Below are 25,682 nucleotides of genomic sequence, written 5' to 3' on the forward strand. Positions count from 1 at the left end.
ATCAAAATCCCCCGCGGCAAGGAATCTCGCGGCTCATGCATGTCGTTTCAAAAGACCGGTCGTACTTTAGAAGTGCGTCCGCACCCGCCCTCCCCTCGTCATCAAAACTCAACGATATGCCTAAGTTTCTGATCGAGCGCGACATTCCCGGTGCGGGACAGTTCAGCCGCGAGCAACTGCAAGCGATCTCGCAAACCTCCTGCGGGGTGCTGAACGAAATGGGGCCGCGTATCCAGTGGCTCCACAGCTATGTTACCGGCAACAAAATTTATTGCGTGTATATCGCTCCCGACGAGGAAACGGTGCGCGAGCATGCGCGGAAAGGTGGCTTCCCCGCCAACGTCGTGAGCCGCATCGAGGAGATCATCGATCCGACAACCGCCGAGGTGCCCGAGCTGACGCACTGATGGGAGGCGTGAGCGGTGGGCAGTGAGCAGTGAGCGGTGAGCGGTGAGCGGTGAGCAGATTACGCAGATTTTTAGGATTGGCGCAGTTCCAGAAGGGTTGCGGCTTGGCGGCTCTAGCACCTTCCCGATTCCCGACTGCCGATTCCCGATTACCGGAGAAAGCTCCCTTCTGGCCGCGGTTTACTTTCGCCCTATGTCGCTTCTTTTTAGCCCGATCGTGTTCCGCGGGATCCGCCTCAGCAACCGCATCGTCGTATCGCCCATGTGCCAATACAGCAGTGTCGATGGCTTTGCCAACGACTGGCACCTCGTGCACCTGGGCAGCCGCGCCGTAGGGGGTGCAGGGCTCGTATTTACCGAGGCCACGGCCGTATCGCCCGAGGGACGCATCAGCCCCGACGACCTCGGCATCTGGAGCGACGCTCATATCGACGGGCTGAAGCGCATCACCGCCTTTATCAGCGCGCAGGGCGCCGTACCGGGCATACAGCTGGCGCACGCCGGCCGTAAGGCAAGCACATCGGCGCCCTGGAAAGGCGGCAAAGGAATCAGCGAAGCCGATGGCGGCTGGAAAGTCGTCGGCCCCAGTGCCCTTCCCTTCCGCGACGACTACCCGGTGCCGGCCGCCCTGGATGCGGAGGGCCTGCAGCAGGTGCGCGACGACTTCCGCGCCGCCGCCCGCCGCGCCCTCGAAGCGGGCTTCCGGGTTGTAGAAATACATGCCGCCCACGGCTATCTCCTGCACCAGTTCCTGTCGCCGCTGAGCAATACGCGCAGCGATGAATACGGAGGTTCCTTCGACAACCGCGTACGCCTCCTGCTGGAGGTGACCGACGCGGTGCGTTCACTGTGGCCCACCGAGCTTCCGCTATTTGTGCGGATCTCGGCAACGGACTGGACCGAAGGGGGTTGGACGGTTGAGGACAGCATTGCCCTGGCCCGCCTGCTGTCGGAGCTTGGCGTGGACCTGATCGACTGCAGCAGCGGCGGCAACGTACCCAAAGCCGCCATCCCCGTGGGGCCGCTCTACCAGGTTCCCTTTGCCGCGCAGATCCGCCGCGGGAGCGGGTTGCGGACCGGTGCCGTCGGAATGATCAATACCGCAGCCGAGGCGGAAGGCATCCTGCAGGCCGGTGATGCCGACCTCGTGTTCCAGGCGCGGGAGCTGCTCCGCGATCCCTACTTTCCGCTTCATGCCGCAGCGGCGCTGGGCGGGGAGATCGCGTGGCCCGTACAGTACGAGCGGGCGAAGCCACGAAAATGAGCGGGCGCTGCGGCGGGATGTTCCGGTTTCGTATATTTATACAAACCTAAACTTTCCATTTATGAACATCTTTGAACGCATGGGGAATGGCTGGCGCATTGCGATGAACAGCTTCTCCGTACTTCGCGCCAACAAGCAACTCCTGATCTTCCCGCTGCTCTCCGGTGTGTCGCTGCTGCTTATTCTCGGCTCCTTTGTGGCAGCGTTTTTCACCTTCAGCAACATTGACGAGTTCGACCTGGACAACCGCGCACTCCTCTACGGAGCGATGTTCGGCTTCTACCTCGTCAACTATTTCGTAGTCACGTTCTTCAACATGGCCCTGGTGCATTGCACGCGCCTGTATTTTGAAGGCGAAGAAGTAAGTGTGCGTGCCGGTATCAATTTCAGCATGAGCCGCCTGCCGGTGATCTTCTCCTGGGCGCTGTTTGCTGCCACGGTGGGCACCATCCTCCGCGTGATCCAGGAAAATGTCGGCATCCTCGGCAAGATCATCACCGGTATTGTCGGGATCGTTTTCAGCATTGCCACGTTCTTCGTGGTGCCGGTCATCGCCTATGAGAACCTCGGGCCGATCGATGCCTTCAAGCGCTCGTCGCAACTGATGCGCGAAAAGTGGGGCGAGAGCCTCGGGTCGCGGTTCAGCTTCGGCCTAGTCAACCTGCTGGCCCTGTTGCTGGTGGTGCTGCCCCTTTTCCTTCTCGGCTTCAGCGTGCATATCGCCCTGGGCATTGTACTCGCGCTTGCGGGTCTTTTCCTGGTGATGACGGTGATGAGCGCCGCGCAAACGGTATTTATCTCGGCCGTGTACCACAATGTTACCGGCAGCCCGACCCGCTATTTCGAGCAGCACCTCATCGACGACCTGTTCGAGGGGAAATAAGCCAACCTCTTGTAGAAAAAATACGACAAAGGGCCCCAGGGGCCCTTTTGTTTTGCGGACAATTCGTCTTTAACAGCGTCGAGGATGGGCTGTTTTGCCTTTGGCATGCTTCTTACCCGGTAAGGGTATAAACACGCGAATATGAAAAAGCTTATTTATACCACCTTCCTGGCCCTCGCCCTCAGTGCCGTTGCCAGCGAAGCCGATGCACAAACCACGACAACGCGTAGCCGCGCCCGTCAGAATACGGCCGTAGGTGCCGCTGCCGGCGCTGCCACAGGCGCGATTGTCAGCCGCAAGAAAGGCAAGGGCGCCATCATTGGCGGCGTTGTGGGTGCAGCCGGTGGCTATGCCTGGGGCAAACACCAGGACAGGAAGAAAGGCCGGAAGGTCAAGGTAAAGAACGATTAATCCGCCTACCCTTAGGTACCGCCCCCTCAGGGGGCGGTTTTTTTTTGCCCGGTCCGGTCCAGCCCGACGCTCCGCCGGGCCCTGTGGTGGCGCATAGCGGGCAGCTCGGCTAATATCGGCTGGCCCCATTCACCCCGAATGCAACAAGACCGTATCTTTAGCGGGCATACCAATAGCATGGTTCTCTTCATCACATTTCTTGTAGTAGGCGCGCTGGTATACCTGTTTACGCGCCGCTCGCCCCAGGTGCCCGCACAAGCCGGCGATTATAGCATCGACGACCAGTACAACGTGAGCCGCAAGGAGCGGCAAGAGGAAGTCGACCGCCTCCTCGAGAAGGTCGCGCGCAAAGGCATTCATGGCCTCTCGGAGCGCGAGCGGACCCTGCTCAAGGAGCACGCCGAAAGCCTTTAGGAATAACGAACAAGGAACAAGGAATTCAGAATGATGAATGGGTTTTGCCTGAAGGATGAGCAGGGGAACAGCATCCACTTTACTTATTACACCGAACACGCGCCACGAACCGCCGCCGCCTTCCACAACGCGCTGCCTTTTGAGCGCACGCTGTTTCATGCCCGGGTGTCCGGCCAGGAGATCTGGAGCGACGAGGCCCCCGACCTGCCTGTCGGCCAGGAAAATGCCTCCGTGTTTACGGAGCCGGGCGAGGTCGTGATCAGCCCCTACGGGTTGGCGCGCAACCACACCGCCGGCTGCTTCGGCATTTATTACGGTGAAGGCCGAGGGCTCGATGCCTGCAATATTTTTGCGAAGGTTGTTGCAGCCGATGCCGCCGCCCTCCGCCGGCTCGGCGAAGCGATCTGGAAAGAAGGTGCCCGCCGCCTTCGCTTTGAAGCCTGGAGCCTTGAAACGAAAGCGATGAACCACAGCGTAACCGACACTCTTATTCTCCGCCGCACCGACGCCGGCAACCCCGGGTTCCGCGCCCTTGTGCAGCAGCTTGACGCCGGTCTTGCCGAGCTCAATGGCGAAGCGCAGGAATTTTACGGACAATACAATGGGCTCGAGTCGATCCGGTACGTGATACTTGCCGAGCGCAGCGGCGAAGCCGTCGGCTGTGGCGCCCTCAAAGAGCTGGAACCCGGCGTGATGGAAGTTAAGCGCATGTTCGTGGCACCGGCCGCGCGCCGGCAGGGCATCGCCGCACGCGTGCTGGCCGCGCTCGAAGACTGGGCCCGCGAGCTGGGCTACGAAGCCACGATGCTAGAAACCGGCAGTAATAATCCCGAAGCCATCGCGCTCTACCGCCGCGCCGGGTACAAGGTGGTACCGAACTACGGGCAGTATGCAGGCGTGGAAAGCAGCGTTTGTTTTAGACGACTGCTGCGCCCCGAAAGAACGTAGGTTGGGGATATACTTTCTACTTTAGAAGTCTTCGATTCAATAATGTTCAATACGCAACGCTCAATGCTCAATTTTCAAGTGCAGTGGTGTACCGCTTCACTTTCTCTTTCCTTGAGCATTGACTATTGAATATTGAATATTGAAAATTTGGAGTAGAAAGCCCCGCCATCGGCGGGGCTTTTGTATCATGCAACGTCAGGATTTTTTCCAGCGGTCGTAACTACCCCTCCAGGTGAATCGAGAACACGATCATCCGGCTCTGGATCCGGTCGATGACGTTGGAGTATTTGAGGTTGGCATCGCGGTCGTGCATGTTGCGGAGGCCGTTGGAGAACTTTACTTCGGGCGAGAAGATAAAGCTCTTGAAGTAGAAGTTGAACCCGAGGCCGCCCTCGATGCCGTAATCGAGCTTGCCGATCTTGATCATGTTTTCGGCCTGCCGCGCCTTGGCGTTCGACGCGAGGTCGTAATCGAGCTTGACGCCGCCGAGCATGTACACGCGGAAGTTGCCGATACGGTCGGAGCGGAACTTGAGTTGCAGCGGGAACGACGTAAGGACCGACTCGACCTTCTTGGTTACGGCAAAGCCGTCGCCGTCTTCAAAAATATCGCGGTATTTAAGCTGGTAGATAATATTGCGCTCGAGAAAGATAAGCGTGGGATTGAAGCGGGCCTCGAAGCGGTGGTTGAGGCGCACAGTGGCCAGCAGGCCCAGGCCGAAGCCACCCGAGTTGGTCGGCTCCATCACCAGCACCGTATCCTGGTTGAGATAGTAGGGATGCTGCTCGATATGAAAGCGCGCCGTATTACCGGCGAGGGTAATGCCGAAGTAATAGGGCTTCGATTCATGCTCCTCTAGATTCAGCTCCGTCCGCGACTGCGCACCTGCGTTGAGACAAATGCACAGCAGCCAAAATCCGATCAGTCCTGCCTTTTGCATCCGGCGTATAAGCAACATATTCCTAAGCTTAGCGGTTTGAACGAGGTATTGATATAACCCACGTTGTTTAAGATTGCGACAAACTCGTGCCGGTCCGGGAAAGCGTTTGCGGATGCATTCAGGTATTGATAAGCTTTTTTGTCTTGTCGGAACCACTTTGCCATTTGCGGGGCCAGCCATCCCATATACCATCCATACAACTGTCGCACGATCGGCAGACGCGGGCGGCTGAACTCCAGCACTACCAGCGGCGCTCCCGGCTTCAGTACCCGCAGGATCTCACCGAGGCCTTTCTCGAGGTGCTCAAAATTGCGCACCCCGAAGGCCACCATGCCTGCATCAAACGTATTGTCGGCGGCGTTTATTGTTTCGCTGTCGCCGCTCACCAACTCAATTTGCGTTCCAAGATTCGCCTTCGCCACTTTTTGACGGCCTACCGCCAGCATGCCTTCGGAGATATCGATGCCTACAATCCGCTCGGGGTGCAGGCTGCGGGCGGCCATCAGCGCCATGTCGCCGGTGCCGGTGGCCACGTCGAGGAGCAACCGGGGCTTGTAGGGCGCCAGCGCCCGCATGGCCGCCTTGCGCCACAGCACATCGATCCGCGCACTAAGTACACGGTTCATGAAGTCGTAGCGCCCGGCGATGTCGTCGAACATCTCGGCCACCTGCTGCTTTTTGTTTCCCTCTTCGGAAAACGGCTTTATCTCGTCGTGTGCAAAACGCGCCATGGGGCGCAAAGATAGACGAAAGTGTGCCTTTCGGCACGTCCTTGCGAGGAGTGAAGCGCCGAAGCATTGGGCTCCCATACAAGGCCGATCGCTCACGCGGAACCGATTGCTTTGCTTCACTGCGTTGCGCCCGCAATGACGCTCCGGATGGTTGCGGCGCCCAACGCTATCTTTGCCGCATGGAGATCGTTAAAGCGGAATACCTCATCAGCTCGCCCTCGGTAGATATGTGCCCGAAGGCGGACAAGCCGGAATATGCCTTTATCGGCCGGAGCAATGTGGGCAAAAGCTCCCTGATCAACGCGCTGACGGGCAAGAAGGAGCTCGCCAAGGTGTCGCGCACCCCGGGCAAAACGCAGCTGATCAACCATTTTACCGTGACGGCCCGCGACGGCAAACCCTGGTACCTGGTGGATCTCCCGGGCTACGGTTTCGCCAAGCGCTCGCAGAGCACCCGCAAGGAATGGGCGAAAATGATCGAGAATTATATCCGCAAGCGCGAGAACCTCGTGAACCTGTTCGTGCTCATCGACAGCCGTCACGAGCCGCAGGACCTCGACATCGAATTCGTCAACCAGCTTGGCGAATGGCGGGTTCCGTTTGCGCTCGTCTTTACCAAATCGGATAAAAGCACCCAGCGCGAAGTGGCGGCCAATGTGCGCCAGTTCCTGGATAAGCTGGCCGAGCACTGGGAAGAAACACCGCCGCATTTCGTGACCTCCGCCGAAAAACGCACCGGCATCCGGCAGATCCTTGCCTTTATCTCGAAAATTACGAGCAAGTAATGCTGGGAGGAAAAAAGCGCGACAACGGTAGTTCCGGTGGCCCGGATGAAGCGTATTTTGCCGGCATGACACCTGACTCAACGCGCCGCGAGAGGTGGATCGTCCGCGGCCTGTTCGTGCTGGTCGTAGCCAGCTTTATCGCCGCCGAGCGCGCCAGCGGGCCGCTGAAACGCAGCGCGGAGGCGACGGCGGGGCGGGCCGCATCCGGGGCAGCCACAACCCGGGTTGCCCTTCGTTAGTTCACCATCTTATCGGCACAGCAGCTGCTGGCAAATGCCTCCGGCTTCGCTTTGAAGGCAAAGCCCATCCCCAGGATGTAGCCCATCGCCTCGCGCAGCGCGTCGTTGCTTTTGAAGCCGGGGTTGGTGTTGATGTCGGCATGCACCTCCATATCCACGTTGTATAAAGTAAAAAGGTTGCACAACTCGTAGGCAACCTCTATACTTTTCGCAACTTCCACCAGCATCCGCTCCTTGATGGAATACGATTGCGTGGTCTTGTCGTTGTGGATGAACATGAAGCCTCCGTGGCCTTCCCGAAGAAATACGATAACCGTGGCGAACTCGGTGTCCCGGCCTTTGACCTGGGAATCGGTGCCGATACAGACCTTGAGGCGAGCCCCTTTTTCCGTTTCCCTGCGGATGGTGTCTTCCACCGCCTGGTAGATCGGAAGGTCGATCGGTGCGCCGTTGAATCTTCTCCAACGCATAGATATAAGGTTTCCCTAATATACGAAATAATCGGGCCGCGGAGGGTAACAAGTTCGTTTGTGGGAAACCTGTGCGGAACAGGGGCTGCTAGGGCTGGACGAATTTCTCGAGGTAAACCGCACCGCCGGCGTAGAAGCGGATCCAGTAGGCGCCCGGCGGCAGGGCCGGCAGCGACAGGGACGTGGAGCCCGGCGCGATGTTGCCGTGCGTGAGTAGCTGGCCGAGGCTGTTGCCAACCTGGTAGGCCGTTTCCTGGCTCGTTTGCACCGGGAGGCTGCCGCCGCGGAGCACGGTCTGGAGGAGACGCGGGCGGCCGTCGGCACTGGCCGGGGCCATCACGATCGTGTTGGAATAATAGCTGCGGCCGTTCTCAAAATCAACGCGCAGGCGGTACTGCCGCCGGCCGGCAGGAGGAGCCGCGCAGGAAAAAGCACGGTCGGCGGCAGCGGGCGACGTCAGCGGGCGGAAGCTGCGGCCATCGTCCGACAGCTCGAGCTGCTGGCCCACAACGGCTTCGTCGGCGTCGATGACCCAGGAGAGGCTGTGGCGCCCGCCTGATGCGCGGCCCTGCAGGTGCAGCACACGCAGCGGGAGTACCGTCAGCGGCATGCTGCTGCCCCGGAGCGAATACGATCCAAGCGACCCGTATTCGGGCGCATACTGGTTGCCGTTACCATCGACTGAAAGAAAGTAGGTGCCTTCCGGAAGCAGGGTATCGATCACCGAGCTGAGGAGCGGCTCCGGGTTGTACACGCCGAGCTGGTTGCCGTCGGCATCGAGCAGCTTGACGACGATATCGAGGTCGGAACCTAGGTTGTCGCTGCCGGTGTTGAAGGGCACGGCGTCGAGGCGGAAGTGGCTGGCGCTGCCCAGCGTGAAGCGGAACATATCGATGTCGCTGCGCTTTTCGATAACGCCCTGCACATCGAAGGTTTGCCCGAAACCCGCGCTGCGGGCCAGCTCGCGCGTATCGGGCACATCGTCGGCGCGGAAGGTGACGCCGTTGGCGGTCTTCGTGATAATATCCACATCGCTTTGCGAGGTGCTGCAGCCGAGGTTGTTGGGCCCCAGGTTCCAGGTGGTCATGTTGCGGTAGTAGCCGACGCCCATGATGGGAGCCCAGCCGATCTCGCCCGAGCCCGTGCCCTGGTTGTAATCGGTGAGCTTCACGCAGGAGCTGTTGTACGCAGCCTGGTGGCGGAGACCGAAGGTGTGGCCGGCTTCGTGGGCGCCCGCTTCGGCCAGCCATTTCGTGTTGTAGTTCAGCAGGGCGGTGAACACGAAGCAGGGCGTGTTGTCGCCCCAGGAAAAGGAGTTGATGTACGACACGCCGCCGGCGCTGCTGCCGTACCAGCCGTTGGTGACGGTAAAGATGACGCGCATCCGCTGCTTCGGCGGCGCGCTCCAGTAGCGGGTGGAGTCGGTAGTGATGTTGATGTTGAAAGGCCGGTAGTCTTCTGAAATGCGGTTGAAGATCTCGGTCTGCTGGGCGGCCGTGATATTGGCCGGGCCGCAAACGATGGGGCCGCTGACGTTCCACTGCGTGCCGCTGACCGTATGCCCGTCGAAGTCGAGAAAGATGGTGGACGCCGCCTGCGGATAGCTGTTCCAGGCCGGGGGCGTCTGGGCACCGGCTACAGTGGCGGTCAGGGTGGTCAGGAGGAGGAGGAGGAAACGCACGGCTGGAAAGTTTATTCGCTCAGGAGATCATGGATGGAACGCTTTTCGAAACGGGCGCCGGAGGGCTCGGCTACGAGCTCCAGGGCGTCGGCATAGTCGTAGCTCAGGATCCGGCCCGACCAAAGTGTGCCTTCTTTCGACTGGCGGCGGGCCAGCGAGAAGGTGTTGCCGTTGCCGTTCAGCCGGATCACCACACTTTGCAGGTCGCGGTCGAACCCATCGCCACGCGAAACGACCTGGCCGTCGAGGCGGAGGTTCTGCAGCTGCAGCGTTACCGCGCTGCCTTCGGGCTTGGCCAGGAGGCTGTCGAGCTGCTGCAGCACGACGGGCACGATGAGCGGGAGTGTCAGGAACTGGCGGGGCTTGTTGTAATCAGGCTCCCGGAGCGGGGCCTTCTGCGCGTGTACCAGGGCGCTGGCAAACAATCCGATAAGCAGGGAGGTTAAGGTCTTCATGGTTAGTGTCTTTACGATCCAGGCAAGGCTAGGAGGTAAAGTTCCGAAGGCGGCGGCGCCTGTGCGCCCGCTTTCGGTGAACCGGCCCAAAGAGAGGCGGAAGACCCGATTTTATATGTTAAAAATTAGCTATGGAAGAGCTGGCGACAGGCTTCGAGAAGGTTTTGGGAAGGTTTTGTAAGCTTTTGGAAGGTTCGAAGGGATGAGGTGGAATCCGGCGATAGCCTGAGAAAGACCCTCCAAGCCCAAACGTAAAACCGAAAACCTGCAACGTAAAACGTTGAGCCTCTTCTAGTACTGCCCCGTACTCAACATCACCAATGTGCAGGCGATAACGGGCTCGATGCCGGCGGCCTGGGCCTTACTGATCAGCTCGTCGTTCTCAGTGCCGGGGTTGAAGATGATGCGCTTCGGCTTCAAATTGAGGATATAGTCGTAGTAGGGCACTTGGTTCTGCGGATTGAGGTACAGCGTCACGGTATCGACGCCCTGCTCCGGAACCGCCTGCGTTTGGATGGATACACCCGACACCTCACCGGTTTTTCGCCCGATGGCCACAACAGGATGCTGGTGGGCGCTTAACCTGCGGATCGCCAGGTAGCTATAGCGGCTTGGATTATCGGATGCCCCCAGCACTACGGTCTTTTTCACACTCATGCCGCTAAAGGTACAAAGGCTGTACCGGAAGAAGAATCGTGGATCCCGGGTCTGGGATCTCAGATCTCGGATCTCGGATCTGAGATCTTTGTCCGGGCTCAAAAAATGGCCCCGTGGGTGCTGCGGATCACGGGCTTCGCGAGGAAGGGGAACTGGCAGAAGAGGCGGACAAAGGCGTTGCTGCTGCGGGTACCGCCGAAGAAGCGTTGCAGGAGGCGTCCCCGGCCGAGACGGCCGGAAAAGTGGCGCTGCCAGGCCGCGGCATAGGCCCGCTCCATCTGCTGGCGGCTGCAGTGTCCCTCGAGGAATTCGGCAGTCATTTCGGCGGCAAGCTTGCCGCAGTGCAGGGCGATGCTCATCCCGTTGCCGCAAAGCGGGCTGATCATCCCGGCGGCATCGCCGAGCAGCAGCACGCCGTTTTCCACCGGCCCCTTCGTCTGGAAGGAGATCTGCGAGATGGTGACCGGGAAAGGCGGCAGCACGGTTCCTTCCGCCAGGATACGCCGCAGGTGCGGGTTGACGCCGAGCACCTCGCGCTCGAGCCGCTCCAGCTTTCCGCCGCTCGCCCGCAGCGCCTCGGCCCGCACGAGGTAGCAAACCGAGCTCCGCCCCTCCTCTACCCGCGAAATGCCGCAGTAGCCGCCGGGGAAGTTGTGCAGCCCGATGGTATGCGCCGGCCAGGCCGTTTGCATGTGATACTTGACGCCGATAAAATTGTCGAGGCGCCGATCACCGGCCCGGAGGAAGGAGCGCTTCCAGTGCAGGTCGATGTTGGAGCGCTTGCCCCAGGCACCGCAGCAGGCGTGGGCTTCGAAGACCTGCGTGCCGCACTCCCGTATTTCTACGGTGATGCGAAAAGGATCGGTTCCGTCAATACCATCCACCCGCGCGCCTTCCAGCACGGTGGCGCCGGCAGTACGCGCGCATCCGGCCAGCGCGGCGTCGAGCGCAAACCGGCTGATGCCGAAGCCGCCCAGCGGCAGGCGTGTGTCGAAGGCACGGCCGTCGGGCGCCGTCAGCCGGAACCGGTCGATCTGCGGCAGCTCCATCTCCTCGAGCGGCAGGCCAAGCTGCTGCAGGAAGCACCAGCTTTCGAACGAAACATACTCGCCGCAAACCTTGTGCGATGGATAGCTTCCCTTTTCGAAAACAACCACCGAATAGCCCGCGCGCGCCAGTACGATGGCTGCCGAAAGGCCTCCGGGACCGCCGCCAACGATGGCTACGTCGTATCGTTGCTGTGTCGTCATGAATGTGCTACGGTAACCAGCCAGCGAAAGGCCCACTGCCAGCTGCAGGTGAAACGCGTGATGCCGGCAGCGCCCAGCAAGGCCGTCCACTCGGCGCGCCGGAAGCCCCGCCGCACCGACAGCGGCGCATCGTTCTTCACGAGGTAGCTGCGCGAAAACCTTTGCGTCAGCAGGCGGATCGAATGATAGGCCAGCGGGTGCCGGTGCAGGTCGTTGATGAAAAAGCCGGCGCGGCTGCGGGCGGCCATCCAGCGTAATTGCTCCACCAGCTCCTCGTTGGTGAAGTGGTGGCAAAACAGAGAGGAAAAAACAATATCGAACCGTGCTCCTTCCGGGAGGTCGCGGTAGTCGCTGTGGAGGAAGCGGATGCCGCTGTTCTGCGGGCGGCTCTTCGCAAAGTCGATGCAGGCAGCGTTGTAGTCGAGCCCGCTGAGCTCGAGGGTCCGGCCATTACGGGCTGCCCAGGAAGCCAGCACGCGCAGGTTGTCGCCGCCGCCGCAGCCTATCTCGAGCACCGATAGTGGCTGCGCCGGCTTTCGCTTTGCGATCCGCTGCAGGCCGCGCAGCGTGATGGCATGACCCCCAAGCCGCGTATTGATCGTATCGAGCTCCTCCATGTTGCGCGCGATGTCGGCGAACGGGATGTCGTCGCGGTCGAGCAGCTCTTTTTCGTATGTACGGGTGCGTAAGGAGGGCATCAGGTATGGGCGCTTAAAGTTTCCACGGTAAGGCCGGGGCCAAAGGCAGCGGCAAAAAGCCGGGGGATCGCCTCGCCCTTTTCGAGGATCCGCTTCAGTACAAAGAGGATCGTGGCCGACGACAGGTTGCCGTACTGGCGGAGGACTTCGCGGGAGGCCTGCAGCTGCCCGTTGCTGAAGCCGAGGCTCCGGTGCACGGCATCGAGGATCCGCTTGCCGCCGGGGTGCAGGCACCAGTGCGATACGTCTTCCACCCCTGCGCCCTGCCGGGCCAGCGCGCGCTCGGTTACAGCGCGGAAGTCTTCCTCGATAAGGTCGGGCACATAGCCGCTCAGCGTCATCAGGAAGCCCGTCGAGGAAAGCTCCCAGGCCATGTCGCGGCGGCCCTTGGGCACCACTTCGCTGTAAAAACCGTCGATCGTCAGGCCGGCATCGGGATGTTCGTCCGGAACGACGAGCGCCGCCGCCGACCCATCGCCAAAGAGCAGCGACGAAGCGATATTGTCGGGCGTGGCGCCGCGCTGGAAGTGAAGCGTACAGAGCTCGGTGCACACCACGAGCACACGTGCGTTTGCGTCGGTGCGGCACAGCGCATCGGCGAGCCGCAGCCCGTGGAGCGCGGCATAGCAGCCCATGAAGTTGACCGATGTGCGGAAGATATCGGGGCGCAGGTCCATCAGCTCGAGCACCTGCAGGTCGAGGCCGGGAGCGCTCATGCCGGTGCAGCTGACGGTAATGAGGTGCGTGATGCTTTGCGTGTCGTAGCGGTGATCGAGGCAATCGCGTATGGCATCTACCGACAGCAGCGGCGCCTGCTTGTGGTACACGGCCATCCGCTGCTCGAGCGAAGGAAAGGGCTCGAGGCCTTCGGTGGGCGGGTAAAATTTCCACTCGCCCAGCGGGCGGCTGTAATCGGGGATGACGGAGTAACGCTGGTCGATGGCGCTCTGGCTGTACAGGAACCGGAGCTTGCGTCGCTCGCCTTCATCGCCGGCATACACCTGCTGCATGAACTGCAGGATGTCGTTTTGCTGGTGGCAGTAGGCCGGCACCGCGGTTCCTATGGAAAGGATCTTGCTCACAGAAATGGTAGGAGGATAAGGGTGAGAAAATAGAGCGACAGGCAAACAGAGGCGATGACGTTCATCCGCAGGCTATGCCGGAAATCAGCCGCCGCATCGTTTCGCCAAACCTTCAACATCCAATAGCCGAAATAGATCACTACCGGCAGTGAAAAAAGGAGGAAGCCCAGGAAGAAGGCGCCAAGGCCCTCGGCCGCATACGTCGCATACATAAGCCCCGATGCGATCCCGAACAGGACGCCGCTGAAGACGAAGGAGCCGCGCTTGCCGAGCCGGTAGGAGATCGTAACGACGCCGTCGGCAACGTCGGCGCTGTGCTGGTACACCTGCGTCAGCGGGTAAAGCGCTCCGATCAGGCAGCTCGCCGCGATCGCCGGCAGCAGCACGGGGCCATGACGTAACGGAGCAATGGCTTCGGATACGAAATAAAATATCCAGGCGCCCTGGAATACGAATACGGTGAGAAACCCGATCACGGGAAACCGCTTCAGCCGGATCCGCCGCCAGCTATAGGCCCGCGATGCCAGGATATACAGCAGGATGCCGACGCTGAAAAAAGGGCCGATCAGCAACCAGGAAAGCAACAGGGCCAGCGCGTCCAGAACGACCGTGACGACGAAAAGTTGCCGCGTCGGCTGCTCCGGGTGCTCGAGCCCGCCGATGGGCGTTTCGTCGCGGTCCATATACGAGTTGTAGCCGTTCGAGGCCGGGTATACCAGGAAATGCAGGATAAAGAATACCGTCCACACGGAAAAATTATCACGGTGGCCATAGGACTCATCTACAGCAAACAGGAAAACCGGCAGCAGGAAGAGGGAAAAAGGAAACCGCAGCAGTTGTATGGTAGAACGGCGGATCATACAACAAGTTCGGCAAAAAAGCCATGCCAAGCAATCTGCTAATGTTCCGGTCTGCTAGCCTGCTAATACTGATTCGCTACTCGCTTTTATAGCGAACGCCCAGCCTTTGGCTGGGCGTTCGCTTATTAGCAGACTAGCAGACTGCCTAATTAGCAGACTATTTCTTCCCGAATCCGCCGGGCATCATCTTGCCCATGGGCATCTTATTCATCATCTTCATCAGCTCGCGCATCTGCTCGAACTGCTTCATGAAGTTGTTGACGTCCGAAATGTCCTTGCCGGCGCCCTTGGCAATGCGCTTGCGGCGGGAGGAGTCGATGAGGTCCGGGTTGGCGCGCTCCGCCGGTGTCATCGAGCCGATCATGGCCTCGATGCCCTTGAAGGCGTCGTCGGAAATGTTGATGTCCTTGATGGCCTTGCCGACACCCGGGATCATGCCCAGCAGGTCTTTGAGGTTACCCATCCGCTTGATCTGCTCGAGCTGCGTGCGGAAGTCGTCGAAGTCGAACTGGTTCTTGCGGATCTTCTTCTCGAGGCGCTTGGCTTCTTCCTCGTTGAACTGTGCCTGCGCCTTTTCCACGAGCGAGGTGATGTCGCCCATGCCGAGGATACGTTGCGCCATCCGCTCGGGATAGAATACGTCGATGGTGTCGAGCTTCTCGCCCGACGACACGAACTTGATCGGCTTGTTGACGATGTATTTGATCGAAAGCGCCGCACCGCCGCGGGTATCGCCATCGAGCTTCGTAAGCACCACGCCCGAAAAGTCGAGGCGGTCGTTGAAGGCCTTGGCGGTGTTCACCGCGTCCTGACCGGTCATCGAATCGACCACGAAGAGGATCTCGTTCGGGTTGACGGCGGACTTGATATTGGCAACTTCGGTCATCATCGCCTCGTCGATGGCCAGGCGGCCGGCGGTATCGATGATCACCACGTTCTTGTTCTTGCTGCGGGCCTCGCGGATCGCGTTCTGCGCGATCTCCACGGGGTTCTTGTTTTCTTCCTCGATATATACGTCGACGCCGATCTGGCCGCCGAGCACGCGGAGCTGCTCCATGGCCGCGGGGCGATACACGTCGGCCGCCACCAGCAGGGGACTCAGCTTTTTCTGGGTTTTGAGGAAGTTGGCCAGCTTGCCCGAGAAGGTCGTCTTACCCGAGCCCTGGAGACCGGCGATCAGGATCACCGCCGGGGCGCCCTTGGCGTTGAATTCGGCTACCTCGCCGCCCATGAGCGACACGAGCTCGTCCTTCACGATCTTCACCATCAGCTGGCCGGGTGAGATGGCGTTGAGCACCTTTTCACCCTGCGCCTTGTCGCGCACCGTGTCGGTAAATTCCTTGGCAATCTTATAGTTCACGTCGGCGTCCACGAGGGCGCGGCGGATTTCTTTCACCGTCGAGGCGATATTCAAATCGGTGATACGGCCTTCGCCCTTCAGATTCTTAAACGCACCTTCCAGCCGGTCCTGTAATGATTCGAACATAGTGAGGTCAGGTTTTGAATAAAAAAAGTGAATCAATCGATCCACTTAAAAAATTGGAGGCCAAAGATACGGTAAGAGGCGGTTTGACGGTTCCGGAGCTTTCGGCGGCAGGTTTTGAAGGATTCGATCCCCGACTCCTCACGCTCCCAGGTACCCGCGCAGCAAATGCGTTTTATGGCCGCTCTGCAGCTTGGCGATCGCCTTATCCTTGATCTGGCGCACGCGCTCGCGGGTGAGGTTGAAGCGAAGGCCGATGTCGTCGAGGCTGAGTGGCTCGGCGATACCGATGCCGAAGAAGTAGCACACCACCTCTTTCTGGCGCTCGGTGAGCGTTTGCAGCGTCCGGGCCACCTCGGTGCGGAGCGACTCGCGGTAGGCCACGCCCCGGTCGGCGCTTTCGGAATTGGTATTCTCCAGCAGGTCGAGCAGGGTGCCTTCCTCGCCTTCCGACAGCGGCGTATCGACGCTCACGTGCCGGGAATTCATGCTGAGGGTGGCGCGAACCTCCTCGATCTCCATGTCGAGTGCCTCGGCGAGTTCTTCGGCCGTCGGGTCGCGCTCGTATTCCTGCTCCAGCTGGGTAACGGCTTTCTGCACGCGGGCGGTCAGACCGACCTTGTTGAGCGGCAGCCGCACGATCCGGGCCTGCTCGGCAAGGGCCTGCAGGATCGACTGGCGGATCCACCAGACGGCGTAGGAAATGAATTTGAAGCCCTTTGTCTCGTCGAAGCGCTGGGCCGCCTTGATCAGGCCGAGGTTGCCCTCGTTGATCAGGTCGGGAAGCGACAGGCCCTGGTTCTGGTATTGCTTCGCCACCGACACCACGAAGCGCAGGTTGGCCTTGGTGAGGCGGTCGAGGGCGCGGGCATCGCCGAGGCGGATGCGGGCGGCGAGGCGGACTTCCTCCTCGGGGGTGATCAGCTCGACCTTGCCGATTTCCTGGAGGTATTTTTCGAGACTGGGCGATTCACGATTCGTAATCGACTTCGTGATCTTGATCTGACGCATACTCATAGGAAGGAATTATGGATTCTTGATGGTATCGGATTGATTGGTTGTGCCCAGAATTCCCTCACCGTTTCCTCCTTCACAAAGCAGCCAGTGGCATAACTCTTTCCAAATTAGCGAATCATTGTATATGTGGGAAATATTTTTTGCCGAGCTTACCCCGCCCCGCGGCCCCCAAAAAAAATTTTGACCTTTCGGTTATTTTTCTAATAATTGCACACCTGCGAGGATTAAATAGAGACGATGAGTAAAAAGCAATTGTATACGCTGGAATTCCCAGTTCGCTGTTCCCCTTCCATACTGTACGAATTCCTGTCCACATCCTCGGGTTTGCAGGAATGGTTTGCCGACCATGTAGACGACCAGGACAATGTGTTCACGTTTTCGTGGAATGGCTCGGAAGACACCGCCGAAGTGCTGGAGAAGGAAGCCGACAAATACATCCGCTTTCACTGGAGCCACGCACCCAAAGACGAATTCTTCGAGTTCCGCATTGAGAAGTCGGAGGTTTCCAACCAGACGATTCTCGTGATCAAGGACTTCGCCGATAAGAAAGAGATCAAAGACCAGAGCGCGCTCTGGAACCACCAGGTGAAAGACCTTTTTCACCGGTTAGGTAATTAATAAGCATTCGGAAGCCGCCCATCGGGCGGCTTTTTGATTACTTGAATAATAGAGTACATGAATACATGAGGGTGGAAATCGCCCCTCCCCTCTTCAATCATGTAATCATGTACTCATGTAATCAAGTATTTCCCCTCCACCACTCCTCCCCTCGAAACCTCATCCCGCAAACCTCCAATACCTTCTTCCAGCTTTCGAGCAGGTCGTCCGACACGAAATGCGCGTCGCGGAGCGGGAACTCGGCGGCGATCTTCAGGTGATCGGCGCGCTCCACGCGGTCGGAAAAGGCGCCTTCGCTCATCAGGGCGATGGCGCGGTAGTTGTCTTCCTCAAAGTGGTGCTGCCAGGGATCTTCCTCGTTGACACCGATAAAATAGTTGTTCTTCGAAAGTACCGGGTAGGCCGCGATGATCTCCGGTGCCAGCAGCTCTTTCCAGGCGCCGGCCAAATGAAGCGTGCTGCTGAAGGAGTGGCCCCACCAGAACAGCGTGCGCACGGCAAGGATGCTCCGGCTGTCGAAGGAGCGCGGGTAGTCGAGCACGAGGTAGGGAAGTCCGAGGTAATTTTCGCCCTTCGATATTTTGGGCGATGCGGTGAACGCTTCGGCGAGCGGGCCCGGTTGGCCGAGGTAAACGGCACTTTGCATCTGTGCCTCAAGCCCTTCGAGCAGGCGGCGGATGCCGTAGAGAATCCTGTTTTTCGTTAAAATCACCCCCGCATTGCACATCAGCTCCATCTCCGCAGGTGAAAACTGTATTTTTGCTTCGTCCACACTCAAAATTAGCCCCGGAACTGCCGCTGTGATCAAGAAATTAGACAAGCTTATTATCAAGGCCTTTTTGGGGCCCTTCGCGGCCACGTTCTTTATCACGCTGGTGGTACTGGTGCTCCAATTCTTCTGGCTCTGGATCGACGACTTCGTGGGCAAGGGCCTGAGCGTCGGCGTTATCCTCGAATTCATTCTGTACCAGGGCGCCACCCTCGTGCCGCTGGCACTCCCGCTGGCCGTGCTGCTCTCGTCCCTCATGACCTTCGGCAACCTTGGCGAAACCTACGAGCTCGTAGCCGTGAAGGCTTCGGGCATCTCGCTGCTTCGCTTCATGCGCCCGCTCTTCCTGCTGGTTACGATCATCTGCGCCATCGCCTTTTACTTCGGCAACAGCGTCATCCCCATTACGCAACTCAAGTCGCGCACGCTGCTCAGCGACATCGTCTGGGCAAAGCCGGCCTTCGATATCAAGGAAGGAGTTTTTTACGATAAGATCGGGGGGCTCGCCATCAAGATCGGCAAGAAGGAAAACGATTCGATCATCCACGACATCATCATCTACGAGCAGGCCGGCAACGTGCAGGACAATTTCATCGTGGCCACCGACGGCATCATGCGCGTATCGGGCAACAAGCGCTTCCTGGAATTCAACCTCAAAAACGGCTGGCGCTACCAGGAGCGCGGCAGCAGCATGAGCCCCGGCGCCACCGAGTTTGTGCGCCTCGGCTTCAAGGAATACAAGAAAAGCCTCGACCTCGCCTCGTTCCAGTTCAAGCGCTCGTCCGACTCCTCCAACCAGGGCAACTTCCGCGTGATGAGCATGCCCCAGCTGTCGAAGGTGATCGACTCGATGAAGCGCCGGGAAGACACGACCGCGCGGCGGGTAGCGCGCGACGTCCTCGGGCAGAGCAACTTCGCGCAGCTGCTCGACTCCAATTGGAAGAAGGTGCCGCCTGATGCTTCCGAGCAAACAGCGCTGCGCGCGCTCATCCCCGACTCGCTCCGCAACTTCATCAACCAGCGCGTCGTAAGCCGCATCGGCATGCTCCGCAGCACTTCCGACGCCCTCGTAACCAGCACTTCAGAGGAAGCGAAGGAGAAGCGCCGCTACGAGATCGAGTGGCACCGCAAGATCTCCCTGTCGCTCGCCTGCCTCGTGCTGTTCATGATCGGCGCGCCCCTCGGCTCCATCATCCGCCGCGGTGGCCTCGGCAACTCGCTTATCTCCTCGATCATCTTCTTCATGCTGTTCTACTTCATCGCCAATACGGGTGAGAAGTTTGCCAAGGAAGGCGAGTGGTCGGTGTTTGCCGGCATGTGGCTCGCCACCTTCGTGCTCACCCCGATCGGGATCTTCCTTACGTGGAAGGCCATCCATGATTCGCAGCTCTTCAACCGCGAGTATTACAGCCGATTTATCCGCAGGTTCCGGGGAAAGCGCGCATAAGTACAGGGTTTTGTGTTTTGCGTTTACTGTTTTACATTTTCATTCGCGGCTCAGCTGGAATTAGTTCCCTGTAACCTAAAACGTATAACGTAAAACGTAAAACGTAAAACGTATAACCCACAACGTTCAAAGGTTACCTTTGTCGAAACCTTTTCCCATGGCACCTTCCCGCCGCGACTTCCTGCTCACGTCCGCAAAGGCAGGCCTCGGGCTTGCAATCGGCGCATCCGGTCTTGCCTCCTGCGCCGGCCCCGCCAAAGTGATGGCCAACCGCGAGCCTACGGGCTACAGCCAGGCGCCCCTTCCCTACGCGTATACCGCACTCGAAGCGGCCATCGACGCCCGCACCATGGAGCTGCACTACAGCAAGCACGCCGCTTCGTACGCGAGCAACCTGAACGACGCGGCCAAAGCCGAAGGCGTCGACACCGCGCAACCGCTCGAGGAGGCACTTCGGCGCGTGTCGAAACTGTCGACGAAGTTTCGCAATAACGGCGGCGGTCACTACAACCACGAGCTGTACTGGAAAACGATGAGCCCTGCCGGCGGCGCCCCTTCGGGCACGCTGGAAGCCGCGCTGACAGCTGCTTTCGGCTCTGTCGATGCGTTCAAGAAGCAATTCGGCGACGCCGGCACCGGCCGCTTCGGCTCCGGCTGGGCCTGGCTGTACCTCGACGGCGACAAGAAGCTCCGCATCGGCTCCACGCCCAACCAGGACAACCCGCTGATGGATGTGGCCGAGATCCACGGAGTGCCGCTGCTGGGCCTCGACGTATGGGAACACGCCTATTACCTCCGCTACCAGAACAAGCGCGCCGACTACATCGCCAACTGGTGGAAGGTCGTCAACTGGAACTACCTGCAGCAACGCTTTCAAAATCTAGCATAACCGTATTTCTACTGTGCCCCATTCGCCCCAACAAAGCAACCTGCGCCTGCAGCTCTGGATCTCTATTGCCTCCTGTGTGCTGCTCTTGGCCAAGTTCTTCGCGTATTTCCGTACCAACTCCGTGGCGGTGCTTACCGATGCCCTCGAAAGCATCGTCAATGTGACCGCCGCTTTCATTGGCCTGTACAGCCTCTATGTGTCGGCCAAGCCGCGCGACACCGATCATCCCTACGGGCATGGCAAGGCCGAATTCATTTCGGCGGCGGTGGAAGGCACGCTGGTGCTGTCGGCCGGCGCGATCATCATTTATAAAGCCGTAAAAGGGCTCTTCGTGCCCGAGCATATCAGCTCGCTCGACACCGGCATCTGGATCATCGGCGCCACGGCGCTCGTTAACCTGGCGCTCGGCAGCCTGTGCGTGCGGCAGGGAAAACGCAACGGCTCCCTCGCGCTGATCGCGAGCGGCAAGCACCTGCAGACCGACACCTGGTCCTCGGCCGGCATTATCGGCGCCCTGCTCCTGATCCGCTACACGGGCCTTACGTGGCTCGATTCGGCGGTGGCTGCCGTCATGGGACTTATCATCATCTTCACCGGCTACAAGATCATCCGGGCCTCGCTAGCCGGCATTATGGACGAAGCCGACATGGAGCTGCTCGGGCGCATGGTGGACCTGCTCAACGCCAACCGCCGCGACGGCTGGGTAGACCTGCACAACCTGCGTGTGATCAAGTACGGCAACACGCTCCATATGGACTGCCACCTCACGGTGCCCTGGTACTTCAACGTGCACCAGGCCCACCATGAGATCGACGAACTGGCGCTGCTGGCTCGGAAAGGCTTCGGTGAGTCGCTCGAGCTCTTTGTACACTCCGACGGCTGCCTGTATTTCCAGTGCCCCATCTGTGACAAGAAAGACTGCCCCGTGCGCCAGTATCCGTTCCGGGAGGAGATTTCCTGGACCGTCGACAACATCCTCCAGAACAAAAAGCACGGCCCGCAGGACCTGTAGCGCGTCCGTTCTACGTCATGCCGCATTCGCGCGCCCGCCGGGGCTGTAGTATCTTTGCGGCAGTACAACGTGTTTTATGAAGACAACCACCACCTGGAAGGGAGGCTCCGCCTATGAAAGCGTACAGCCCAATGGCGCCTCCATCTCGATCAATGCCACCGCGGGCTTTAGTCCCAAAGCGCTGCTCCTCAGCGGGCTGGCTGCCTGCTCGGGTGTCGATATCGTAGATATACTGGAAAAGATGCGCGTGCCGTTTTCGGACCTTCAGATCGAAGTGGAAGCGGAGCAGACCGACACGCATCCCCGGGTGTTTACCGGCATCGACATTAGCTACCGGATCCGCACCGGCGACGAGAACCGCGACAAGGTGGTCAAGGCGATCGAGCTCTCGCTCGACAAATACTGCGGTGTTGCCGCGATGCTCCGCAAGAATTCGCCCATCCGCTATACGCTGCAACTCCAAAACCCGGAGGCCTGATGCTGACGCAGAAAGCCATCTACGCCTTTCGTGCCCTCACCTACCTCGTTGACCAATACGAGTGCGGGCCGGTGCTCATCGCCGATATTGCCCGCGAAAAACACATTCCGATTAAATTCCTGGAAAACATCCTGCTACAACTGAAGAAGGCCGGTGTGCTCGACAGCAAGAAAGGCAAGGGCGGCGGGTACTTCCTCAAAGGCTGTCCCGCCGACACAAGCATCGCCAGCATCATGCGCACGGTCGACGGGCCCATCGCGCCGCTGCCCTGCGTGAGCCTGTATTTCTACGAGCGCTGCCACAACTGCGACGAAAAGAACTGTGGCCTCCACGACATCATGGAGCAGGTACGCGACGCCATCCTTGCCGTCGTGGAGAAAAAAACGATCGAGGACCTGAAGACGGGCAAGGAAGATCTCGTATCCTCCATTAAAAAAATTTCCCCGGGGAAAAGTTTGTAGTTTGAAGTTTGTGGTTTGTGGTTTGGAGTTGAGAAAGGCGCTGCTACGCAGCGCCTTTCTCATTTATCGTCGCATCGCGCAACTACAAACTTCAAACTCCAAACCACAAACTACTTACGCAGCTGCTGCAGCGTGGCCCGCATATCCTTCTGCAGCGGTGCCTCGATCGTAAGTTCCTCACCGCCCACATTGCGCAGCGTCAGCGAGGAGGCATGCAGGGCGAGGCGGTTCAGCAGCGGGCGCTCCTCTTCGAACTTGCCGAGGGTGAACTTCTTCCGGAATTCGGACAGCAGTACCGGGCGGCCGTCGCCGTAAAGCGGGTCGCACACAATGGGATGCCCCAGGTGCTTCATGTGCACGCGGATCTGGTGCGTGCGGCCGGTAAGGATGCGAAACTGCATCCACGAATACAGCCGGAAACGCTCCAGCAGCGCGTATTCCGTGATGCTTTCCTTTCCCTTTCGCCAAACCGTCATCAGCCCTTTCTTGGTCGGGTGCTCCGAAAGGGGCTCGTTAATGACACCTTCCTGCTGGAACGGGGCGCCGAGCACAAGGCCGTTATAGATCTTGCGCGTCGTGCGGTCTTCGAACTGCATGGAAAAGTGGCGGTGCGCCTCCTCGCTGCGGGCGAAGATCACCAGGCCGCTTGTGTCGCGGTCGAGGCGGTGCACCGTAAAGATGCTGCCATAACGATCCTGGAGCAGGTTGCGCAGGCCCGGTACTCCTTCCCGGTCAGGGATAGTGAGGATGCCGGATGGCTTGTTGACGGCCACCAGGTGCTCGTCTTCGTAAATGATTGCGTCGGATATTTTGAACGACATAGGGTAATCTGCTAATAAAGTAATCTGCTGGTCTGCTAATAAGAATGTGCTGATGTGCAAATGTGCTAATAATGGGGCGCCTGCATATGAGTTGGCGTTTGCGATGTTGGCAGAGAACAAGTATTAGCAGATCAGCAGACCAGCACATTATCAGATTATTTTTTTCCTCTCTTGAAAAACTTCAGGTCGCGTACTTCCTTCTCGTTGAGGAAGCGCCATTTGCCACGCGGAACGTTCTTCTTGGTGAGGCCGGCGAAGATGACGCGGTCGAGGTTTTTCACGTCGTAGCCGAAGTGTTCGAAGATGCGGCGCACGACGCGGTTGCGGCCGCTGTGAATCTCGATACCGATCTCCTTCTTGGTGCCGTCGGCATAAGCCAGCGAGTCGACGGAGGCGAGGCCGTCCTCGAGCGGCGTACCGCGGAGGATCTCGTCGAAGTGGGCTTTTGTCAGGGGCTTGTCGAGCGTAACGGCATAGACCTTCTTGATCTCGTTGCTCGGGTGGGTAAGCTTCTGCGCGAGCTCGCCGTCGTTGGTGAGCAGCAGCACGCCCGACGTATTGCGGTCGAGGCGGCCAACCGGGTACACCCGCTCGTCGGTGGCGGCGCCGATCAGGTCGAGGACCGTCTTGCGCTGCTGCGGGTCGTCGGTGGTGGTTAGGTAGTCTTTGGGTTTGTTCAGGAGGATGTACACGAGGTTGCGGCTCGGCACCACGCGCTTGCCGCCGAAGCGGACGTCGTCCGAAGCCTGCACTTTGAAACCGGGTTCCTTCACCACGGCGCCGTTCACCTGCACCTTACCGCTTTTAACGATGTCGGCGGCCTCGCGGCGTCCGCAGATGCCCCCGTGTGCGAGAAACTTGTTGAGGGGCATCTGCTCGCTGGAGGCTTTGCGCTCGAGGGGCTTGCCTTCGACGACGCCTTTGAGCTTTACCTGCCGCGAAGGTTCGTTGCCTGTTGCCGCGCGCGACGGGGCAGGGCGGCTGCCGGCTGCTGCCGGGCGGGCCACTTTGGCACCTTTCGCGGGGCGGTCGCTGCCGGGGCGTTCCGGGCGGCTGGCGCCGGCACGGGCCGGCTTTTCGCTGCCGGCGCGGGTGGGCTTGTCCACGGAGGGACGGCCGGGCCGACCGGTGCGCGGGGCGGGTTCGCTGCCGAAAGAGGCCGACCGGGCAGCCGCTTTATCGGCCCGCTGCTGCTCGAAGAATGCTTTGCGCTCGCGGGTTTGCGCCTTCTTTTCCTGCCGCAGCTGTTCCTTCAGGGCTGCGCCTTTTTTGGGGCCTCCCTTATGGAATTTCTCGAACCCTGATTTCTTGTTCATCTGGCAAAAATAAAAAAGACCGTGCCCTGCACGGTCCTTTTCTTTACGGTGGCTTCTAAAAGGGGTCAGCGCGTAGCGGCGCCGTCCTTGCGGCCGCCCTTGCGGAGCGACTTCATTTTCTGCTGCTGCTCGGCGGTCAGCACGGATTTCATTTGCTCCTGCTGCGCTTTCATGAGCTCTTTCGCACGGGTCTTTTTCTGCTCCTGGGTAAGGCTGTTATCGTTGCGGATGGCTTCCATCTTCGGCCGGTATTCTTCGCGGATGGCTTTCAGGCGCGCCTGCTGGTCGGCAGTAAGATTGAGCTCCTTCTGCATTTCCTGCATCCGGCCCCCACGCTGGCCGCGGGCTTCACCGGGGCCGGGACGACGGCCCTGAATGGTATCGCGGCCACCCGGACCACGACGGTCGTCTTTGTGCTCGGCGCGGAACTGCTCCATCTTCTGGGCCTGCTCCGGCGTGAGGATGGCCTTGCGCTCGGCCTGGTACTTGTCGCGGATGGCCTTGCCCTGGGTGCGGCGCTGCTCCTGGCTGAGGGCCGTATTGCCGCGGAGGGCATCGAGCTCGGCCTTCTCACGCTCGTGGATCGACTTGAGCTTTGCCTTCTGGTCGGCGCTGAGGTTGAGCTGCGCCATTTCCTGGCGGTGTTCCTTCCGGTCGCCCTTGCGATCGTGAACGGGGTTCTGGGCCTGCGCGGCACCTGCCAGCAGCAGGACGGCCAAGGCACTGGTAATCATTCGCTTCATATGCATTTTTGTTTTTTTTAAACGGATACTACATAGACAGAGCGCGATCGCCGTAGTTTAACCCCCGACCGGTTAAAAAACGTTAAATGCGGTTGGCAGCGGACAACGCGCAGGCTGGCAACGCATTTGCAAGCAGGATAGGAAAAAGGACTATGAAACGGAATACTTCGATCTGGCTTTTTGTGACAGCCTTGGCTATGACCTTTACTTCCTGCCAGGTAGTGGGCGGCATTTTCAAAGCCGGCTTCTGGACGGCGATCATCCTGATCGTACTGGTAGTTGGCCTGATCCTCTGGCTGGTTGGCCGCGGCCGCCGGTAAGTGTAAAACAGGAAGCCTGCCCGGCACGCCTTGCGTTCCAAACCGGCAACTGACCCGCCCCTGGCGGGCCTTTCCGGTTACGGGGATGGCTAGCCGAAGTATACCGGTTAAAAAAGCCCTTCGTAGAAACGAG

At 59.5% G+C, this 25,682-nt stretch carries 31 protein-coding genes; 15 read left to right on the forward strand and 16 right to left on the reverse strand.

Features of this window, described 5'->3' with window-relative positions; translation table 11 throughout:
* Window positions 1–116: 116 nt before the first annotated feature.
* From ACYU7Z_RS08140 to ACYU7Z_RS08165, 6 genes are all read left to right on the forward strand, one after another.
* Window positions 117–407 carry a DUF4242 domain-containing protein gene (locus tag ACYU7Z_RS08140; RefSeq protein ID WP_460569242.1) on the forward strand — a complete coding sequence of 97 codons (291 nt, stop codon included), beginning with the start codon at window positions 117–119 and terminating at the stop codon, window positions 405–407.
* Between the two features lie 193 nt (window positions 408–600).
* On the forward strand, window positions 601–1,671 hold the full coding sequence (locus tag ACYU7Z_RS08145) for an NADH:flavin oxidoreductase/NADH oxidase (RefSeq protein ID WP_460569244.1): 1,071 nt from the start codon (window positions 601–603) through the stop codon (window positions 1,669–1,671).
* A gap of 61 nt (window positions 1,672–1,732) precedes the next feature.
* On the forward strand, window positions 1,733–2,554 hold the full coding sequence (locus tag ACYU7Z_RS08150; RefSeq protein WP_460569246.1) for a DUF6159 family protein: 822 nt from the start codon (window positions 1,733–1,735) through the stop codon (window positions 2,552–2,554).
* Between the two features lie 141 nt (window positions 2,555–2,695).
* Window positions 2,696–2,965, forward strand: coding sequence for a glycine zipper domain-containing protein (locus ACYU7Z_RS08155; RefSeq protein WP_460569248.1), 270 nt, complete (start codon window positions 2,696–2,698; stop codon window positions 2,963–2,965).
* A gap of 177 nt (window positions 2,966–3,142) precedes the next feature.
* Window positions 3,143–3,379, forward strand: coding sequence for a DUF6576 domain-containing protein (locus ACYU7Z_RS08160; RefSeq protein WP_460569250.1), 237 nt, complete (start codon window positions 3,143–3,145; stop codon window positions 3,377–3,379).
* A gap of 30 nt (window positions 3,380–3,409) precedes the next feature.
* Window positions 3,410–4,327 (forward strand): GNAT family N-acetyltransferase, encoded by a 918-nt coding sequence (locus ACYU7Z_RS08165; protein WP_460569252.1) that lies wholly within the window; start codon window positions 3,410–3,412, stop codon window positions 4,325–4,327.
* A 220-nt stretch (window positions 4,328–4,547) separates the two neighbouring features.
* Here ACYU7Z_RS08165 and porT read toward each other — a convergent pair whose 3' ends face one another.
* Entirely contained in the window at window positions 4,548–5,285 is a 738-nt protein-coding gene (porT, locus tag ACYU7Z_RS08170; protein WP_460569254.1) for a type IX secretion/gliding motility protein PorT/SprT, read from the reverse strand.
* Window positions 5,249–5,998 (reverse strand): class I SAM-dependent methyltransferase, encoded by a 750-nt coding sequence (ubiE, locus tag ACYU7Z_RS08175; RefSeq protein ID WP_460569256.1) that lies wholly within the window; start codon window positions 5,996–5,998, stop codon window positions 5,249–5,251. Before ubiE ends, porT begins: the two co-directional genes overlap by 37 nt.
* Window positions 5,999–6,177: 179 nt before the next feature.
* Between ubiE and yihA the strand changes: the two genes are divergently transcribed.
* Window positions 6,178–6,783 carry a GTP-binding protein gene (yihA, locus tag ACYU7Z_RS08180; protein ID WP_460569258.1) on the forward strand — a complete coding sequence of 202 codons (606 nt, stop codon included), beginning with the start codon at window positions 6,178–6,180 and terminating at the stop codon, window positions 6,781–6,783.
* Between the two features lie 65 nt (window positions 6,784–6,848).
* Window positions 6,849–7,022, forward strand: coding sequence for a hypothetical protein (locus ACYU7Z_RS08185; RefSeq protein WP_460569260.1), 174 nt, complete (start codon window positions 6,849–6,851; stop codon window positions 7,020–7,022).
* On the opposite strand, the gene ACYU7Z_RS08190 is transcribed toward ACYU7Z_RS08185, so the two are convergent.
* The 10 genes from ACYU7Z_RS08190 to ACYU7Z_RS08235 all read right to left on the reverse strand — a co-directional run bounded on the left by ACYU7Z_RS08190 (window position 7,019) and on the right by ACYU7Z_RS08235 (window position 16,675).
* Window positions 7,019–7,492: a ribonuclease H-like YkuK family protein gene (locus tag ACYU7Z_RS08190; protein ID WP_460569262.1), complete on the reverse strand. Its 474-nt coding sequence runs from the start codon at window positions 7,490–7,492 to the stop codon at window positions 7,019–7,021. The genes ACYU7Z_RS08185 and ACYU7Z_RS08190 overlap by 4 nt on opposite strands.
* A gap of 88 nt (window positions 7,493–7,580) precedes the next feature.
* Entirely contained in the window at window positions 7,581–9,173 is a 1,593-nt protein-coding gene (locus tag ACYU7Z_RS08195) for a zinc metalloprotease (protein WP_460569264.1), read from the reverse strand.
* A gap of 11 nt (window positions 9,174–9,184) precedes the next feature.
* Complete coding sequence (locus ACYU7Z_RS08200) at window positions 9,185–9,628, reverse strand: hypothetical protein (protein WP_460569266.1); 444 nt, start codon at window positions 9,626–9,628, stop codon at window positions 9,185–9,187.
* A 291-nt stretch (window positions 9,629–9,919) separates the two neighbouring features.
* On the reverse strand, window positions 9,920–10,285 hold the full coding sequence (locus ACYU7Z_RS08205) for a CoA-binding protein (protein WP_460569268.1): 366 nt from the start codon (window positions 10,283–10,285) through the stop codon (window positions 9,920–9,922).
* Between the two features lie 98 nt (window positions 10,286–10,383).
* Window positions 10,384–11,535, reverse strand: a complete 1,152-nt coding sequence (locus ACYU7Z_RS08210) for an NAD(P)/FAD-dependent oxidoreductase (RefSeq protein WP_460569270.1) — start codon at window positions 11,533–11,535, stop codon at window positions 10,384–10,386.
* Window positions 11,532–12,233, reverse strand: coding sequence for a class I SAM-dependent methyltransferase (locus ACYU7Z_RS08215; protein WP_460569272.1), 702 nt, complete (start codon window positions 12,231–12,233; stop codon window positions 11,532–11,534). The genes ACYU7Z_RS08210 and ACYU7Z_RS08215 overlap by 4 nt, the downstream gene beginning before the upstream one ends.
* Window positions 12,233–13,315, reverse strand: a complete 1,083-nt coding sequence (locus tag ACYU7Z_RS08220) for a type III polyketide synthase (protein WP_460569274.1) — start codon at window positions 13,313–13,315, stop codon at window positions 12,233–12,235. The genes ACYU7Z_RS08215 and ACYU7Z_RS08220 overlap by 1 nt, the downstream gene beginning before the upstream one ends.
* Entirely contained in the window at window positions 13,312–14,175 is an 864-nt protein-coding gene (locus tag ACYU7Z_RS08225; protein ID WP_460569276.1) for a UbiA family prenyltransferase, read from the reverse strand. The genes ACYU7Z_RS08220 and ACYU7Z_RS08225 overlap by 4 nt, the downstream gene beginning before the upstream one ends.
* Window positions 14,176–14,332: 157 nt before the next feature.
* On the reverse strand, window positions 14,333–15,661 hold the full coding sequence (ffh, locus tag ACYU7Z_RS08230) for a signal recognition particle protein (protein ID WP_460569278.1): 1,329 nt from the start codon (window positions 15,659–15,661) through the stop codon (window positions 14,333–14,335).
* A gap of 138 nt (window positions 15,662–15,799) precedes the next feature.
* Window positions 15,800–16,675 (reverse strand): sigma-70 family RNA polymerase sigma factor, encoded by an 876-nt coding sequence (locus ACYU7Z_RS08235; protein ID WP_460569280.1) that lies wholly within the window; start codon window positions 16,673–16,675, stop codon window positions 15,800–15,802.
* Window positions 16,676–16,912: 237 nt separating this feature from the next.
* Between ACYU7Z_RS08235 and ACYU7Z_RS08240 the strand changes: the two genes are divergently transcribed.
* On the forward strand, window positions 16,913–17,293 hold the full coding sequence (locus ACYU7Z_RS08240) for an START-like domain-containing protein (RefSeq protein ID WP_460569282.1): 381 nt from the start codon (window positions 16,913–16,915) through the stop codon (window positions 17,291–17,293).
* Between the two features lie 121 nt (window positions 17,294–17,414).
* On the opposite strand, the gene ACYU7Z_RS08245 is transcribed toward ACYU7Z_RS08240, so the two are convergent.
* Window positions 17,415–18,065 carry a hypothetical protein gene (locus tag ACYU7Z_RS08245; RefSeq protein WP_460569284.1) on the reverse strand — a complete coding sequence of 217 codons (651 nt, stop codon included), beginning with the start codon at window positions 18,063–18,065 and terminating at the stop codon, window positions 17,415–17,417.
* Window positions 18,066–18,093: 28 nt separating this feature from the next.
* Between ACYU7Z_RS08245 and ACYU7Z_RS08250 the strand changes: the two genes are divergently transcribed.
* From ACYU7Z_RS08250 to ACYU7Z_RS08270, 5 genes are all read left to right on the forward strand, one after another.
* A complete protein-coding gene (locus tag ACYU7Z_RS08250; RefSeq protein ID WP_460569286.1) occupies window positions 18,094–19,509 on the forward strand; it encodes an LptF/LptG family permease in 1,416 nt (471 codons plus the stop codon).
* A 157-nt stretch (window positions 19,510–19,666) separates the two neighbouring features.
* Complete coding sequence (locus ACYU7Z_RS08255; protein WP_460569288.1) at window positions 19,667–20,398, forward strand: superoxide dismutase; 732 nt, start codon at window positions 19,667–19,669, stop codon at window positions 20,396–20,398.
* A gap of 13 nt (window positions 20,399–20,411) precedes the next feature.
* Window positions 20,412–21,410: a cation diffusion facilitator family transporter gene (locus tag ACYU7Z_RS08260; RefSeq protein ID WP_460569290.1), complete on the forward strand. Its 999-nt coding sequence runs from the start codon at window positions 20,412–20,414 to the stop codon at window positions 21,408–21,410.
* 76 nt (window positions 21,411–21,486) lie between these two features.
* Window positions 21,487–21,888, forward strand: a complete 402-nt coding sequence (locus ACYU7Z_RS08265) for an OsmC family protein (protein WP_460569292.1) — start codon at window positions 21,487–21,489, stop codon at window positions 21,886–21,888.
* Window positions 21,888–22,349, forward strand: coding sequence for an RrF2 family transcriptional regulator (locus ACYU7Z_RS08270; protein ID WP_460569294.1), 462 nt, complete (start codon window positions 21,888–21,890; stop codon window positions 22,347–22,349). Before ACYU7Z_RS08265 ends, ACYU7Z_RS08270 begins: the two co-directional genes overlap by 1 nt.
* Window positions 22,350–22,459: 110 nt before the next feature.
* Here ACYU7Z_RS08270 and ACYU7Z_RS08275 read toward each other — a convergent pair whose 3' ends face one another.
* The 3 genes from ACYU7Z_RS08275 to ACYU7Z_RS08285 form a co-directional block, all read right to left on the reverse strand.
* On the reverse strand, window positions 22,460–23,170 hold the full coding sequence (locus ACYU7Z_RS08275; RefSeq protein WP_460569296.1) for an RluA family pseudouridine synthase: 711 nt from the start codon (window positions 23,168–23,170) through the stop codon (window positions 22,460–22,462).
* A gap of 155 nt (window positions 23,171–23,325) precedes the next feature.
* Window positions 23,326–24,486: a pseudouridine synthase gene (locus ACYU7Z_RS08280; RefSeq protein ID WP_460569298.1), complete on the reverse strand. Its 1,161-nt coding sequence runs from the start codon at window positions 24,484–24,486 to the stop codon at window positions 23,326–23,328.
* Window positions 24,487–24,551: 65 nt separating this feature from the next.
* Complete coding sequence (locus ACYU7Z_RS08285) at window positions 24,552–25,229, reverse strand: hypothetical protein (RefSeq protein WP_460569300.1); 678 nt, start codon at window positions 25,227–25,229, stop codon at window positions 24,552–24,554.
* Window positions 25,230–25,381: 152 nt separating this feature from the next.
* Between ACYU7Z_RS08285 and ACYU7Z_RS08290 the strand changes: the two genes are divergently transcribed.
* Complete coding sequence (locus tag ACYU7Z_RS08290) at window positions 25,382–25,549, forward strand: phosphatidate cytidylyltransferase (protein WP_460569302.1); 168 nt, start codon at window positions 25,382–25,384, stop codon at window positions 25,547–25,549.
* Window positions 25,550–25,682: the final 133 nt, after the last annotated feature.

The sequence above is a fragment of the Flaviaestuariibacter terrae genome (assembly GCF_054777635.1).